Source organism: Bradyrhizobium macuxiense (assembly GCF_007993935.1).
Taxonomy (GTDB): Bacteria; Pseudomonadota; Alphaproteobacteria; order Rhizobiales; family Xanthobacteraceae; genus Bradyrhizobium; species Bradyrhizobium macuxiense_A.
In genome coordinates this window covers 102,563-117,445 of record NZ_VITY01000016.1, presented here as the reverse complement: position 1 = coordinate 117,445, position 14,883 = coordinate 102,563, and the positions used below count along the sequence as shown (strand labels likewise).

Here is a 14,883-nt window from a genome sequence, read left to right as displayed (position 1 = left end):
CGCGTCATTCGGCGGCCAAGAGCTGCGGCCTTGGCACGTCCTTCCAGGGCGCCTTCAGTTTCTTCCAGATCGGCGAATTGACCGCCATGTCCATGTCGCGCGCGAAGATCGGAAACCCGTCATAGCCGTGATACGGGCCCGAATAGTCCCAGGAGTGCATCTGCCGGAACGGCACACCCATCTTCTGGAACACGTATTTTTCCTTGATTCCCGAGCCGACCAGGTCGGGCTGGATCTTCTCGACGAAGCGCTCGAACTCGTAGCCATTGACGTCGTCGTATATGAGCGTGCTGTCTTTCACGTAGTGCTGGGCGGTGCGCTGGTAGTCATCGTTGTGTCCAAACTCATATCCGGTGCCGACGACTTCCATGCCGAGGTCCTCGTATGCGCCGATCACGTGACGCGGACGCAATCCGCCGACGAACAGCATCACCGTCTTACCCTCCAGGCGCGGGCGATATTTTGCGATCACAGCGTTCACAAGCGGCTGGTACTTTTCGATCACCCGCTCGGCGCCCTCCTTGATCTTGTCGTCGAAATAGCCCGCGATCTTGCGCAGCGATTCTGCGATCTTTGCAGGCCCGAAGAAGTTATATTCGCACCAGGGAATACCGAACTTTTCTTCCATGTGGCGCGAGATATAGTTCATCGAGCGGTAGCAATGCAGGATGTTCAGCTTTGCCTTCGGCGTTGCCTCGAGCTCGGCCAGCGAGCCGTCGCCGGACCACTGGGCAATCACGCGCAGACCGATTTCCTCCAGCAGAATTCGAGACGACCAGGCGTCGCCGCCAATATTGTAATCGCCGATGATTGCGACATCGTAGGGGGTCGGCTCGAACCTGGGCTTGCTCTCCGGGCCACCCTTGTCGAAGATCCAATCGCGCACCGCGTCGTTTGCAATATGATGGCCGAGCGACTGCGATACGCCACGGAAACCCTCGCAGCGGACCGGCACGATCGTCTTGCCGCCGAATTCCTTGGACTTCGCTCTGGAGACCGCCTCGATGTCGTCGCCGATCAGGCCGATCGGGCATTCCGACTGGACGGTGATGCCGTTGTTGAGCGGGAACAGCTCCTGGATCTCATCCATGACTTTGATGAGCTTCTTGTCGCCGCCGAACACGATATCCTTTTCCTGGAAGTCGGAGGTGAACTGCAAGGTCACGAAACTATCGATGCCCGTCGTACCCACGTAATAGTTGCGGCGCGAGCCCCACGAATATTGGCCGCAGCCAACCGGGCCATGGCTGATATGAACCATGTCCTTGATCGGCCCCCAGACCACACCCTTGGAACCCGCGTAGGCGCACCCGCGAATTGTCATCACGCCGGGTATGGATTTGATGTTGGACTTGACCCCGCAGTCCGACCGGCCGGCCTCGTGAATGTTGAGGTGCTTGGCGCGCCGTTTCGCGGTCTTCTCCGGATAGACCTTCAGCACCTCCTCGATCAGCTCTTTGTTGCGCACCCTGATCTGTGCGGTGCTATAGGTCGTGGCGAGACTCATGCTGATGTCCTTTAGGATTTCCTGTTGCAACGGCGGCTCTTGCCACGACTTTTGCAACGCGCGTGCCAGCAGAGCGTGAACACAAAAGTCAGCGCATTTCCAAGCGCTTAGCGTGCACCACGCGCCGGGACGGACGGTTGTTGCGAACCCGACATCGCACCTGGTCCAGAAAGGTGCCCGTTCGGCCGTGTTCGAAATAAAACACGGCGAGCTCGGCGTGACATGGGCCAAGCAAAACGCCGAAGACTAGCGCGATTTGGCGGGCACGACTTGAGCGGACGCGAGACGAGGCGAGCGAACCGCACGGCTGCCCAGCCCATTCCAGCTTGCCAACACCGTCCAAGGCGTCAAATGCCGGCAAGTGCTCGGCTTCGTCGGTCGCGGTGCTGTGCGCTTCGTTGCGTAGTCTTACCCGTCCTGTGCCCACTCCTCTCGGGCCGCGCTGAGCCAGATCGTGGCAAGCTCGGACACTCAGGAAAACAGGCGCTCCGCCTTGATCAGCGCGCGCGCCAGCGCATCGATCTCTTCAAATGTGTTATAGAGGGCAAAGGAAGCGCGGCACGTCGCAGGCACGCCAAAGCGCGCGAGCAGCGGCATCGCGCAATGGCTCCCGGCGCGCACCGCAACGCCAGAGCGATCAATGACGGTCGCGATATCGTGCGGATGCGCGACCCTCATGTGAAAGGACATGATCGCGCCCTTCTCGGTCGCCGTTCCGATGAGGCGCAGGGAATCGATGCTCTGTAGCTTCTCCTGCGCATAAGCGAGCAGAGCGCCCTCGTGTTCGCGGATCCGTGCCTTGCCGATCGAATTAATGAAGTCTATAGCCGCGCCCAAACCGATCGCCTGGACGATCGGCGGCGTGCCCGCCTCGAACCGGTGCGGTGGATCACCATAGATGACGCCCTCGCGCGAAACCTGGCGGATCATCTCACCCCCGCCATTGAACGGTGGCATCGCAACCAGATTGGCATATTTACCGTAAAGCACGCCGATGCCGGTTGGCCCATACAGTTTGTGGCCCGTCATGACGTAGAAATCGCAATCAATGTCGCGGACATCGACGTCCAGATGGACGCACCCTTGTGAGCCGTCGACCAGCACCGGAATGCCGCGGTCATGCGCCAGCCGGACCACGTCCTTCACCGGAACCAGCGTACCGAGCGCGTTCGACATCTGGGTGATCGCGACGATCCTGGTGCGCGGGTTAAGGAGCTTCTCGAACTCCTCGATCAGGAAGTTGCCCTCGTCGTCGACCGGTGCCCATTTGATCACGGCACCATGGCGCTCCCTCAGGAAGTGCCATGGCACGATGTTGGAGTGGTGCTCCATGATCGAGAGAACGATCTCGTCACCCGGCATGATGCGCTCACGGCCAAAGGTTTGAGCAACCAGATTGATCGCCTCGGTAGCGCTGCGGGTGAAGATGATCTCTTCGGTTCGATGTGCGTTCACAAACTGCGCTACCTTGGCCCGCGCGCCCTCATAGGCCTCGGTCGCGGCGTTGGCGAGGTAATGCAGCCCGCGATGCACATTTGCATATTCGCTGCAGTAAGCCTGCATCATGCGGTCGAGCACGGCCCTCGGCTTTTGCGCGGATGCGGCGTTATCGAGATAAACGAGCGGCTGGCCATGGACCGTTGTGGCCAGCACGGGAAACTCCTCGCGCAGACGGTCGACGTCGTAGCCATCATTGCTGACCGCAGGATGCGTGCTCATCGCCGCGCCTTGAGCCAGCGCTCGGTTTGCGCGGTCGCAAAATCGCGCAAATTCTCGTTGGCGACCCCCTCAATCGCCTCACCCAGGAACGCCTGAATCAGCAGCGCCTGCGCATCGTTCTCGGACAGACCACGAGAGCCGAAATAAAACAGGAGACTCTCATCCAGCCCGCCTGATGTCGCTCCGTGGCCGCAATTCACGTCGTCGGCAAAGATCTCGAGCTCCGGTTTATTGTCGGCCTCGGCCTGGTCCGACAGGAGCAGCGCCCGCATCGTCAGTTTGCCGTCGGTCTTTTGCGCCTCGGGACGAGCGATGATTCGACCCTGGAACACCGAGCGGCCGGCCCCATCGACGACCGCACGAAAATTCTGACGGCTAACGCAATTCGGGGCGGCATGATCAACCACGAGTGTCGTGTCTGCGTGCTGCGTCTCCCTGAGCAGGTTGACGCCGTTCACGGCAAGCTCAGCCCCTTTGCCCGCCAGCGTGACGAAACCCTGATAGCGGCTGACCGCGCCGCTGTGGATCATGTTGAACAGATTGAGTTTCGCCTTGGCACCGACTGCGATGATCTCCGAGGAGATGTTCACTGCATCGGCCGCATCCGCCTTCACGCGAAGATGCGAGAGGCTGGCCTGATCACCAACCAGCGCGATCGTGACATTGTTGGCTTGATAGCCGCACGCGGTTTCGGCCGAGACAAAGCTTTCCACCACGGTCGCATGCGCGCCATCACCGAGGTGGAGATACGAGCGTGTAAAGTGAGATGCCGAGGACGCGGTTGCGACGTGAATGACATGAAGCGGACGCCTCAGCACTCTGCCTTCCGCGATCGTCATCACGACGCCGTCGGTTGCCATCGCGGTATTAAGCGAGATCATCGCATCAGCCGTCGTCGACAGCACCAAGCCGGCCATTGCGTCGCTTGTCGAAGTCTCCAGAACCTCGCGCAGCGTCCCTACGTCGACGCCCTTTCCGAGCCTGGCGACATCAGATAGATCAGACGCGAACATACCATCAACCAGCACCAGCTTGATCGCGGGCTCGAATGCCGATTGCTCGACCGCAGCCTGCGCCCGCCTTAACGCGGGCGCGTCTGGTTGCTGTGCGAGCGGCAGCACATCGCGCATCAGAACGCGAAGATCTGTGTACTTCCACTCCTCAACGCGCCGGTGTGGCAGGCCGACCCGCTCGTAAGCCTCAAATGCCCTCGCTCGAATATCGGCGATACGGCCCGCGCCGGGCAAGCGCCCATGCGCAGCCGCGAAGACATTCCCCACCGCCCGTTCCGCATTAGCTTTATCCTCCGGCATAGCTTTAGCCAGAACCAGATCCATCCGAAAATCCCCTGCGCGTCAGGCCGCGTCCTCGAATTGGGCGTAGCCAGAGGCCTCGAGCTCCAGCGCGAGCTGCTTATCGCCGCTCTTCACAACCCGCCCTTTCGACATCACGTGCACGACGTCCGGCACGACGTAATTCAAAAGCCGCTGATAATGCGTGATCACGATCATCGATCGGCTCGGTGAGCGCATCGCGTTGATGCCCTCGGCCACGATCCGCAGCGCATCGATATCGAGACCGGAATCTATCTCGTCCAGGATGCACAGAACAGGTTCGAACAGCGCCATCTGCAATATCTCGTTACGCTTCTTCTCGCCGCCGGAAAAGCCGACATTGACGCCGCGCTTCAGCATGCTCTGTGGAATGTTGAGCTGCTTGGCGACCGTGCGAGCCCTCTTCAGGAAATGCGGCGTCGAATATCCGCTTTGGCCGCGCGCCCTGCGCTGCGCGTTGAGCGCGGTACGCAGGAAGTTCATGGTGGTCACACCTGGAATTTCTACCGGATATTGGAAGGCAAGAAAGATCCCCTTGGCGGCGCGCTGGTCCGGCCCCAGCGCGAGCAGGTCTTCGCCCTTGAACAGGATCCGGCCTGCGGTGATCTGATAGCCGGGCTTGCCTGTGATGACATGGCTGAGCGTTGATTTTCCCGAGCCGTTCGGCCCCATGATGGCGTGCACCTCGCCCGCATTGACCGTGAGGTCGAGCCCGTGGAGGATTTCGCGACCCTCGACACAGACGTGCAAATTTCGAACTTCGAGTAACGGCATTCGAGCTATTCCCTGACGTACATTATCGGACCGGCAAGCCACTTTCGGCAGGGCTCGCCAATCCTGTAACTATCCGGCCGATCCCTCGAGCGAGATCGAGATCAGCTTCTGTGCTTCCACTGCGAACTCCATCGGCAGTTTCTGCAGAACCTCTTTGATGAAGCCGTTGACGACAAGGCTGACAGCTTCCTCCTGCGACATCCCGCGCTGGATGCAGTAGAACAGCACGTCCTCGGAAATCTTCGACGTGGTCGCCTCATGCTCGAATGTTACCGAAGAATTCTTGGCCTCGACATAGGGCACAGTGTGGGCACCGCATTTGTCGCCGATCAGAAGCGAGTCGCAGGTGGTGTGGTTGCGCGCGCCGGCGGCGTTCCGATTTGCGCTGACAAGACCGCGATAGGTATTCCGCGATTTGCCGGCGGCGATGCCCTTGGAGATGATCCGGCTCGACGTGTTCTTGCCGAGATGGAACATCTTGGTGCCAGAATCGACCTGCTGGAAACCGTTCGAGATCGCGATCGAGTAGAACTCGCCGCTCGAATTGTCGCCGCGCAGGATGCAGCTCGGATATTTCCAGGTGATCGCTGAACCGGTCTCGACCTGGGTCCAGGAGATCTTCGAATGCTTGCCGCGGCAGTCGCCACGCTTGGTGACAAAATTGTAGATGCCGCCCTTGCCTTCCGAGTTGCCGGGGTACCAGTTCTGCACCGTCGAATATTTGATCTCGGCGTCGTCGAGCGCGACAAGCTCGACCACGGCGGCATGCAACTGGTTCTCGTCGCGCCGCGGCGCCGTGCAGCCCTCGAGGTAGGAGACGTGGGAGCCTTTGTCGGCGATGATCAGCGTGCGCTCGAACTGGCCGGTGTTGCGCTCGTTGATACGGAAATAGGTCGACAGCTCCATCGGGCAGCGCACGCCCGGCGGCACGTAGACGAACGAGCCATCGGAGAACACCGCCGAGTTCAGCCTCGCGAAAAAATTGTCGGAGATCGGCACCACCGTTCCGAGATACTTTTGCACCAGCTCGGGATGCTCGCGGATCGCCTCCGAGATCGGCATGAAGATCACGCCGGCCTTCTTCAGCTCCGCCTTGAAGGTGGTCGCAACCGACACCGAATCGAACACGGCATCGATCGCGATCTTGCGATTGGCCGACGGCGGTCCGCCCGGCGGCGGCTCGACGCCTTCCAGGATCGCGACCTCGCGCAGCGGGATGCCGAGCTTCTCATAGGTCTTGAGGATTTCCGGATCGATCTCGTCAATTGAGGCGAGCTGCTTCTTCGGCTTCGGCGCCGCGTAATAGTAGATGCCCTGGTAGTCGATGTTCGGATAGTGGACGCGGGCCCAGGTCGGCTCGGTCATCGTCAGCCAGCAGCGATACGCCTGAAGGCGCCATTCCAGCATCCAGGACGGCTCGCTCTTCTTTGCGGAGATGAAGCGGACGGTGTCTTCCGACAGCCCCTTTGGGGCCTTGTCGGATTCGATCAGCGTCTCAAACCCGTATCGATACTGATCGACGCCGATGCGAGCGACGCGCTCAACCGTCTCTCGTGCTGCTACCATTGCCCGCTCCGCTCGCCCAGGGACAATTCCGGCGATTTCCAGCGCCAGCTGCGGCGTGCTCTCCTAGCCGCAAAGGCGATCGCGTAAGTCGCGAGCTCAGGGCTCAAAACCGGCTGAACCAGGCGACCGAGCACATAGCTCGCCGTCTCCAATAGCGTCTTGACCTTGCTGCGCGCCGAGGACCCGCTCATCGACCGCTCCTCTAGGCCGGCACGCAGGTGTCGGGCACCGGGCAGACAGCCGCGCATTGCGGCGCGTCGAAATGCCCATCGCATTGGGTGCACTTCGCCGGATTGACCACATAGATGTCGTTCTTGAGACTGATTGCGGCGTTGGGACATTCGAACTCACACGCGCCACAGACGGTGCACTGGGACGCGATTATCTTGTAGGCCATGCGCTTCCTTGGACAGGAGATGCGGGACGGCCTCATCCCTTCAAGCCTCGTGCCAAGCGCCGAGCCTTGATTTATCTCGGCTATCTTCCGTCGCATGTTACGACTTGGACAGCTTGTCGCAAACCCTACAGTCCGCAACACAGAGGCTTGATTTCGATGCTGTCCTTGTTCAGCGCGTAACTGGTCCGCCGCCCACACCGGGCAGCTATCATAGCTGAGCGAATTGGCTCTAGGTCCCAGAGCAATTTAATCCGCGCTCAAGAGGTCGAAGGAGTCCAAAAAAAGGGGCCACTCCGAACGAGTGGCCCAAGTCAGGGAGGAAACGCCCCTAGGGGGCCTCTGGGATCAGGCCGCAGCCTGTTCGATCGGTGAGAATGGCAGGCCGAGGCTCTCGGCCACAGCCTTGTAAGTCAGCCGGCCCCGATGGACATTTAGGCCTGCGCGCAGGTGCGGATTTTCGAGCACGGCAGCAAATCCCTTTTTGGCGAGCGCCAAGCCGAATGGCAGCGTGGCGTTGTTCAAGGCCTGGCTCGAGGTGAGCGGGACGGCTCCGGGCATATTGGCTACGCAATAATGAATGATGCCGTCCACCTCGTAAGTCGGATCATCGTGGGTTGTCGGGTGTGACGTCTCAAAGCAGCCGCCCTGATCGATAGCGACATCCACGATCACCGCTCCCTTGCGCATCGAGCTCAACATGCCGCGGCTGACAAGTTTCGGTGCGCTCGCGCCCGGAACAAGCACCGCGCCAATGACCACGTCCGCCGCGAACACCTCCTGCTCCACGGCGTCGATCGTCGAGAACCTGGTACGAACGCGCCCTTCGAAGAGTTCATCCAGCTCACGAAGCCGGGGTATCGAGCGATCAATGATCGTAACCTCAGCGCCCAAACCGACCGCCATGCGCGCCGCATGCGTCCCGACGACGCCCCCACCGATCACCACGATGCGAGCCGGCGGAACACCTGGCACGCCACCGATCAACAGCCCCCGGCCGCCCGCATACCGCTTCAGGGCGCTACCTGCCGCCTCGATCGCAAGCCTGCCCGCGACCTCGCTCATCGGCGCCAGCAGCGGAAGGCCGCCATGCGCATCAGTTACGGTTTCATAGGCGATCGCGGTGCAGCCGGATTTGAGCAGTCCCTTGGCCTGCTCCGGATCTGGAGCCAGATGCAGGTAAGTGAAGAGGATCTGGCCCTCTCGCAGCTGAACCCATTCGGACGGCTGGGGCTCCTTGACCTTTATGATCATCTCGCTCGAGGCGAATACCTCGCGCGCAGACTCCAGAATAGTTGCGCCGGCGTTGCGATAATTGTCGTCGGTTGCGCCAATACCGGCGCCGGCGTTGGTCTCGACCATCACGCCGTGACCGGCTGCCACATATTCGCGGACGGCTCCCGGGGTCAGGCCCACGCGATATTCGTGCGCTTTGATTTCCTTGGGAACACCGAGCTTCATTTGCAATCCTCCCTGCCTCGACTTCCGTTCTAGTCGGAAGGACGCTGCAATACTGATGAGGAGGCGGCCAGATGGCGCAGAAATTCTGCAACGTTTAAGCTGTTACGCAGGATTTCGGACAAACGGATCCCGGCTGGATGGATATGACATCTTTGCGGAGCTTGCCACGGTCCAGCAACTGTCGAGATCGTGAAACGATCCACAAGGGCAGCGAAGAAAGTCCGATGATGAGCAGAAAGAAGACGTTGCCCACCCATAGCTTGAGGGTTCGGCAACATTTTCGCTGATCCCGGTCTGCCGAATGCCAGGAGCACCATCTCAAAGCCGCTGTCGTTGTTCAGCTGAAGCGGCTGATGGCGGAGCCGAAGACCACCCAGATTGAAACCGCTGGGCTGGTCGACATGAAGCGCCCCGGTCTGTCCAAGCTGCTTCGTTGGCCTTTGAAGCTGGTTTCAGTGGAAAAGCTGCTGCGCGTGATTACGGCATTCGACCAAGACGTTGAAATAACGGTAAAGCCATATCGGAAGCGGAGCGAAGCTGGGCGGATCACGTTTATCCCGGCCTAGCCGCAGACCGGGAGGGTTCATGACATTTAGTGCGACCGCGGCCACCAGCGCCCATGAGCCCACCCTTCATTGTCCGAATTGCAACCACGAGATTAGGCTAACCGAATCGCTCGCCGCCCCGCTTCTCGCGGAAACCCGCCAGCGCTTCCAAGAACAGCTCGCCAGCAAGGACGCGGAGGTCGCGCGCAAGACCGAAGCACTGCGACAGGAGCGCGAACAGCTTCAGAAGGATCGCGAGCTGATCGACGACCAGGTGGCTCGACGGTTGGCGGCCGAGCGGAACCAACTTGTCGCAATGGAGGCCAAGAAAGCGCGCGATGCGGCCGCAGCTGAACTGCAGGCACGTACAACCGAATTGGCCGAGCTCCGGCAGATTCTCGAGGCCAACAACGCCAAGCTTGCCGAGGCGCAGCAGGCACAGGCCGAACTTATCCGCAAGCAACGAGCGCTCGATGACGAGAAGCGCGAGCTTGATCTGACCGTTGAGAAACGTGTTCAGGCTTCAGCTGAACAGATCCAGGCAAAGGCAAGGCAGGAAGCTGACGAAGCCGCTCGACTGCGCGTCGCGGAAAAAGACCAGACAATCGAGTCGATGTCCCGCACAATCGAGGAGCTAAAGCGTAAAGCTGAGCAAGGATCACAACAATCGCAGGGCGAAGTCCTGGAGCTTGAGCTGGAAGGTCTTCTTCGCGGCCGCTTTCCAACTGACCTGATTGAGCCAGTGGGCAAAGGCGAACTTGGCGCAGACGTTGTGCAGCAGGTCAATGGCTCTATTGGGCAGGCCGCAGGCATTATCCTCTGGGAATCCAAGCGCACCAAGGCTTGGAGCGACGGGTGGCTTGGCAAGCTCCGGGACGATCAGCGCCGCTGCGGAGCCGATGTTGCGCTCATCGTATCGCAGGCGCTTCCAAAACATGTTGAGCATTTCGACCTGATTGATGGAATATGGGTGACGCACCCCCGATGTGCTCTGCCGGTCGCGGTGGCCCTCCGCCAGGCACTTATCGACGTCACCGGCTCGCGCCTCCTGCAGCAAGGCCAGCAAACGAAGATGGAGCAGGTCTACCATTACCTGACGGGGACGAAGTTCAGGCAGCGGGTGGAAGCCGTAGTTGAGAAGTTCAACGACATGCGTGATGATCTCGACAAGGAACGAAAATTCATGGGGCGGCAGTGGGCCAAGCGGGAAACGCAGATTTTGGCCGTTGTCGACTCGACGGTCGGGATGGTCGGAGACCTTCAGGCCATCGCGGGCAAGGCCATGCCGGAGATCCCAAGTTTGGACATCCAGCTGCTGGAGAATGACGTCGAACCCGAACGAAAGGCAGGATGAATGACAGCCGGCACGCCAGGCGCGTATTCGAACCCTTGGGCCAGTATAGCGTTCCCGTGCCGCCTGAATGGCCAGACACGCCGTCGGCTCGTGGAAAGTCGCCTCGTGAAAAGACGGCAGCTTGCGGAGGCAGCGGATGAACTATCAAAGGCCAAATTTGCAAGAGGCATCCACACCACAACTCAGTGACGGTCCGCGACCACGATCGGCGCCGTGAGCGTAACGGTGCACAGGAGCAGGCCCAGCATTGCGAATGCCAATGGAAGGCCAGCCATGTTTGCGACAAGGCCGACGATAGCGGGACCGACGAGCATACCCGTGTAGCCGACCGTCGTGGTGACTGCGATCGCAAGGCGAGCCGGCATCGTCTTCTGTTTGCCGGCCCGGCGGCACAGCACCGGCACAATATTCGCAGCACCCAATCCGATAAGCAGGTATCCCGCCATGGCAATCGCCCCAACGGACGCCGCTAGTAGTGCCGCGAAACCCGTCATGATCGGCAGAGTTCCGAACAGCAATGTGGCGCGATCGCCGAATCGCGTCACGACGGCATCTCCGCCAAGGCGGCCTGCTGTCATGGCAATGGAAAACAACATGTAACCGAAGCCGCCATGCGCCTTCGAGACAAGGCCTCGATCAACAAGAAACAAGGCGCTCCAGTCGAGCATTGCGCCTTCGACAAGAAAGGTCATGGCCGCAAGCGTCGCTATCAGCAACACGCCGCGATCGGGCAGGACGAGCCCGAGCCGTTGCTCGGTCTGAGCTGTTGCGAGAAACCGCGGCCAGGCCAATACAATTGCAATCGTCATCAGCGCCGAACAGATCAATGTTGAAACAAGCGCGTCAGTCCGCAGCGAGAGGGAGGTGGTCATAACAGCGGAGCCAGCGACTTCGCCGATGCAGAACTGGGCATGGAAGCCGGACATCAACGGACGGCCGGCGGCGCGCTCCACTTCGGTTGCATGAACGTTCATGGCTATATCGATTGAGCCAAGCGAAACACCGAAAGCAAACAGCACGGCGCCGAGACAAAGAGGCGTGCTGGCCACAGCAAGCCACGGCAGGCCGAACGCAAGGCCAAGACCACCACCAAGGATGATGGTCCGGCTGCCGTAACGCGCATTCGGCGCGCCGGTCACAAGCACAGCGACGGCGGATCCAACGCCAAGGCAGAGCAACACCAGACCAAGCACGCCATCATCGACCGCAAGCCGCTCCTTGGCGAGCGGCACCAGAGGTGCCCATGAGGCAAAGCCGAATCCGGCAACAAAAAATGCTAATCGGGTCGCGAGCGAGCCGGCTGGCCGATCGATAGACGATAACACGGGGCACTCCGGCGAGAAAAAGCCCGCAAGCGTGGCGCCGACCACCTTTGGGCGCTCGCCTACGGGCGATGCACGGCTCGACGATGATACGTCGGGCTGAACATTCCACTCGGTGCAAGTGTGATGCCATTGTGAAGATGACGCGCGGCGTCCCATGGTGCGAGCCTCAGAGCGGCGTCGAAGGCTCGATAGCGTGCTGCCGCTTGCTTTCTCGGATGGGCGGGTGCGACCGAGGCGACCGCGCTGCGTTTGCACATTGTTCATGTCAGTCGCAGCCACAACAACGCTGGTCGGCTATGTCGCAAAGCAGACAAAGCCGATGCCGCGGCTCCTCCCTGGTCGAAGTCGCGCGATGCGGCGTGCACACAAACTAAGGCCTCCGATCATGCGTTTTCAACGCGCTGCTCGGATGCCTGCTACAGCTGTCGAGAACTAATGAGACGTCCCGGAAGCCGAACCAATCCTTCGCCCCGACGCTGGCGCCCTCAACAAATCCGGGGCAGTTGCTCGCCCGACAGCCAATCGACAATTCGTCCGCCGCCAAAGCTGGTCGACATCTGCACCAAATGATGATGATCAGCCACCGCCTCGCCGATATCAGCCGCATCGCACCCGAGCGGATGCGCCTTCATGGCGGCAAGCACGGCATCCGCCATATCCGGCGCCACGATTGCAACGAGTTTGCCCTCGTTGGCGACATGGAGCGGATCAAGCCCAAGGAGTTCGCAGGCTGCCGCAACCGCCGGCTTTACCGGGATAGCCTCTTCCTGCAGGCGGAATCCGAGGCTCGATTGATGCGCAATCTCGTTGAGCGTTGCGGCAAGACCGCCGCGCGTGGGGTCGCGCATCACCCGGATGTCGGCGCCGCCGGCCGCAACCATGACGGCCACGAGATCATGCAAAGCCGCGGAATCCGAGACAATGTCGATCTGGAAAGCCAGGTTCTGGCGTCGCGACATGATCGCAACCCCATGGTCGCCGAGGCTGCCGGAAACCAGCACACGATCGCCGATCGTTGCCCTTTCGGCGGACAGGTCGAGCCCGGCGGCCAGAACGCCTATGCCCGTCGTCGAGATGAACAGACCATCCGCCTTGCCCCGCTCGACGACCTTGGTGTCGCCAGTGATGATGTGAACGCCGGCAGCACGCGCTGCTGCGCCCATCGAATCCGCAACCGCCTTCAGTTCCGAGAATCGGAAGCCCTCTTCGATGATGAAGCTTGCCGCCAGATAGAGCGGCCGCGCGCCGGCCATCGCGACATCGTTGATTGTGCCGTGCACCGCGAGTGACCCGATATTGCCGCCGGGAAAGAACAGCGGTGAAACAACATAGCTGTCAGTCGTCATCACCATCCTGCCCGAGCGGACACCGAAGGCGGACTGATCGTTGCAACGGGCGAGCCATTCGTTGCCGAACGCTTCGTGAAACAGGCCGAGCACCAGCTGCGTCGTGGCGCGCCCCCCGGAACCGTGGGACAGGTCGACGCATCCATTCTTGATATCGAGCTTGCGCTGATAGGACTTCACTCGCATGACGCCCGCCGCACCTGATAATCGCGGCCCCGGCCATACGTCCAGTGCGCGGCACAGGCGCCTTCCGATGAAACCATGCAGGACCCTGTGGGGGTTTCCGGCGTGCAGACCGTTCCGAACAGCTTGCAGTCGACAGGCCTTTTCACGCCGCGCAGGATGGCCCCGCACTCACACGCCGGATTGTCGGCGGCGGGCAGTTCGTGCATCACGAAACGCATCTCGGCGTCGAATTTGGCGTAAGCCCGCTTCAGCTTAAGCCCGCTATCAGGTATGAGCCCGAGCCCACGCCATTCGAACTGGTCGCGGAGCCCGAAAACGTTGGACACCTCTTCCATGGCGCGGTGGTTGCCTTCACGCCTCACCGCACGGCTATATTGGTTCTCCACCTCGAATCGGCCGTCATTCACCTGCCGAACCAGCATCAGGATGGCCTGCATCACGTCGAGCGGCTCAAATCCCGCGATCACGATCGGCTCGCCGAATTGTTCGGCCAAACGCCCGTAAGGCTCCGTACCGATGATGGCGCTGACATGCGCAGGTCCGATAAATCCGTCGATTTCGGCCCGGCCGACTGTCCGGATATCGGGACTCTCGAGAATGCTTTGCATCGCCGGGGGAGTCAGCACGTGGTTGCAGAACACACTGAGATTCTTCAGCCGCTTCTTCTTGGCAAGCCGGATCATCACTGCCGTCGGAGGCGTCGTGGTCTCAAATCCAATGGCAAAAAAGACCACCTCCTGATCCAGCGCCTGTTCGGCGATCCGGATCGCATCGAGCGTCGAATAGACCATCCGAATGTCAGCGCCGAGCGCCCTGGCTCGCAACAGGGATTGTCCTTGCGAGCCGGGCACGCGCATCAGGTCGCCGTAGACACAGAGCGTGACCTGCGGCCGGGCGGCGAGCCGGATCGCCATGTCGATCCGGCTGGTGGGGAGAACACAGACCGGACAGCCCGGCCCGTGGATCATGCGGACATTCGCCGGCAGCAAGTCGTCCAGGCCATAGCGGGAGATCACATGCGTGTGCCCACCGCAGAACTCCATGAACCGGTAGGCCCGTTGTGGATCGGCCTCAGTGCCGATCGCCTGCGCGAGCCCCTGGGCGATGGTCTTGTCGCGAAATTCGTCGGCATATTTCATGATCCGAGTTCCTGCCCGACGCTACCTAGCTCCTGCAGGAGCTCTAGCGTGCGGCTGGCTTCCGCGGGGTCGATTTTGGCCAGGGCGTAGCCGACATGGACAAGGACGTAGTCCCCCACGACGAGATCATCGATGAGCGCGATCGAAATCTCCAGGCTGACGCCATCGATGGACACGATGGCCATGTCGCCGGGAAGGAGTTCGGCGACCTCAGCCGGTACCGAGAGACACAT

14 protein-coding genes are annotated in these 14,883 nt (G+C 60.8%); 2 read left to right on the top strand and 12 right to left on the bottom strand.

Annotated elements, in window-relative coordinates:
* Window positions 1–4: 4 nt before the first annotated feature.
* The 8 genes from nifD to ald form a co-directional block, all read right to left on the bottom strand.
* Window positions 5–1,507, bottom strand: a complete 1,503-nt coding sequence (gene nifD / locus FBZ93_RS33545) for a nitrogenase molybdenum-iron protein alpha chain (RefSeq protein WP_146991695.1) — start codon at window positions 1,505–1,507, stop codon at window positions 5–7.
* A gap of 471 nt (window positions 1,508–1,978) precedes the next feature.
* Complete coding sequence (locus FBZ93_RS33540; RefSeq protein WP_146991694.1) at window positions 1,979–3,226, bottom strand: cysteine desulfurase; 1,248 nt, start codon at window positions 3,224–3,226, stop codon at window positions 1,979–1,981.
* Complete coding sequence (gene sufD / locus FBZ93_RS33535; protein ID WP_433995466.1) at window positions 3,223–4,563, bottom strand: Fe-S cluster assembly protein SufD; 1,341 nt, start codon at window positions 4,561–4,563, stop codon at window positions 3,223–3,225. Before sufD ends, FBZ93_RS33540 begins: the two co-directional genes overlap by 4 nt.
* An 18-nt stretch (window positions 4,564–4,581) precedes the next feature.
* On the bottom strand, window positions 4,582–5,334 hold the full coding sequence (sufC, locus tag FBZ93_RS33530) for a Fe-S cluster assembly ATPase SufC (RefSeq protein WP_146991693.1): 753 nt from the start codon (window positions 5,332–5,334) through the stop codon (window positions 4,582–4,584).
* A gap of 69 nt (window positions 5,335–5,403) precedes the next feature.
* Window positions 5,404–6,900: a Fe-S cluster assembly protein SufB gene (gene sufB / locus FBZ93_RS33525; protein ID WP_146991692.1), complete on the bottom strand. Its 1,497-nt coding sequence runs from the start codon at window positions 6,898–6,900 to the stop codon at window positions 5,404–5,406.
* Window positions 6,894–7,091 carry a hypothetical protein gene (locus FBZ93_RS33520; RefSeq protein WP_146991691.1) on the bottom strand — a complete coding sequence of 66 codons (198 nt, stop codon included), beginning with the start codon at window positions 7,089–7,091 and terminating at the stop codon, window positions 6,894–6,896. The genes sufB and FBZ93_RS33520 overlap by 7 nt, the downstream gene beginning before the upstream one ends.
* Window positions 7,092–7,102: 11 nt before the next feature.
* Window positions 7,103–7,297, bottom strand: coding sequence for a 4Fe-4S binding protein (locus FBZ93_RS33515; protein ID WP_074124755.1), 195 nt, complete (start codon window positions 7,295–7,297; stop codon window positions 7,103–7,105).
* Window positions 7,298–7,642: 345 nt separating this feature from the next.
* Window positions 7,643–8,755, bottom strand: coding sequence for an alanine dehydrogenase (ald, locus tag FBZ93_RS33510; RefSeq protein ID WP_146991690.1), 1,113 nt, complete (start codon window positions 8,753–8,755; stop codon window positions 7,643–7,645).
* Between the two features lie 353 nt (window positions 8,756–9,108).
* Here ald and FBZ93_RS41490 point away from each other — a divergent pair, with 353 nt between their 5' ends.
* Window positions 9,109–9,321, top strand: a complete 213-nt coding sequence (locus tag FBZ93_RS41490) for an XRE family transcriptional regulator (protein WP_246667756.1) — start codon at window positions 9,109–9,111, stop codon at window positions 9,319–9,321.
* Between the two features lie 19 nt (window positions 9,322–9,340).
* Window positions 9,341–10,654 carry a DUF2130 domain-containing protein gene (locus FBZ93_RS33500; protein ID WP_146991689.1) on the top strand — a complete coding sequence of 438 codons (1,314 nt, stop codon included), beginning with the start codon at window positions 9,341–9,343 and terminating at the stop codon, window positions 10,652–10,654.
* Window positions 10,655–10,836: 182 nt separating this feature from the next.
* Here FBZ93_RS33500 and FBZ93_RS33495 read toward each other — a convergent pair whose 3' ends face one another.
* From FBZ93_RS33495 to FBZ93_RS33480, 4 genes are all read right to left on the bottom strand, one after another.
* Entirely contained in the window at window positions 10,837–11,979 is a 1,143-nt protein-coding gene (locus FBZ93_RS33495) for an MFS transporter (RefSeq protein ID WP_246667755.1), read from the bottom strand.
* Between the two features lie 485 nt (window positions 11,980–12,464).
* The gene (gene hypE, locus FBZ93_RS33490) at window positions 12,465–13,511 is read right to left on the bottom strand and encodes a hydrogenase expression/formation protein HypE (protein ID WP_146991775.1); all 1,047 of its coding nucleotides are present in this window, start codon (window positions 13,509–13,511) and stop codon (window positions 12,465–12,467) included.
* A complete protein-coding gene (hypD, locus tag FBZ93_RS33485; protein WP_146991687.1) occupies window positions 13,502–14,650 on the bottom strand; it encodes a hydrogenase formation protein HypD in 1,149 nt (382 codons plus the stop codon). The genes hypE and hypD overlap by 10 nt, the downstream gene beginning before the upstream one ends.
* On the bottom strand, window positions 14,647–14,883 hold the full coding sequence (locus tag FBZ93_RS33480; protein WP_146991686.1) for a HypC/HybG/HupF family hydrogenase formation chaperone: 237 nt from the start codon (window positions 14,881–14,883) through the stop codon (window positions 14,647–14,649). The genes hypD and FBZ93_RS33480 overlap by 4 nt, the downstream gene beginning before the upstream one ends.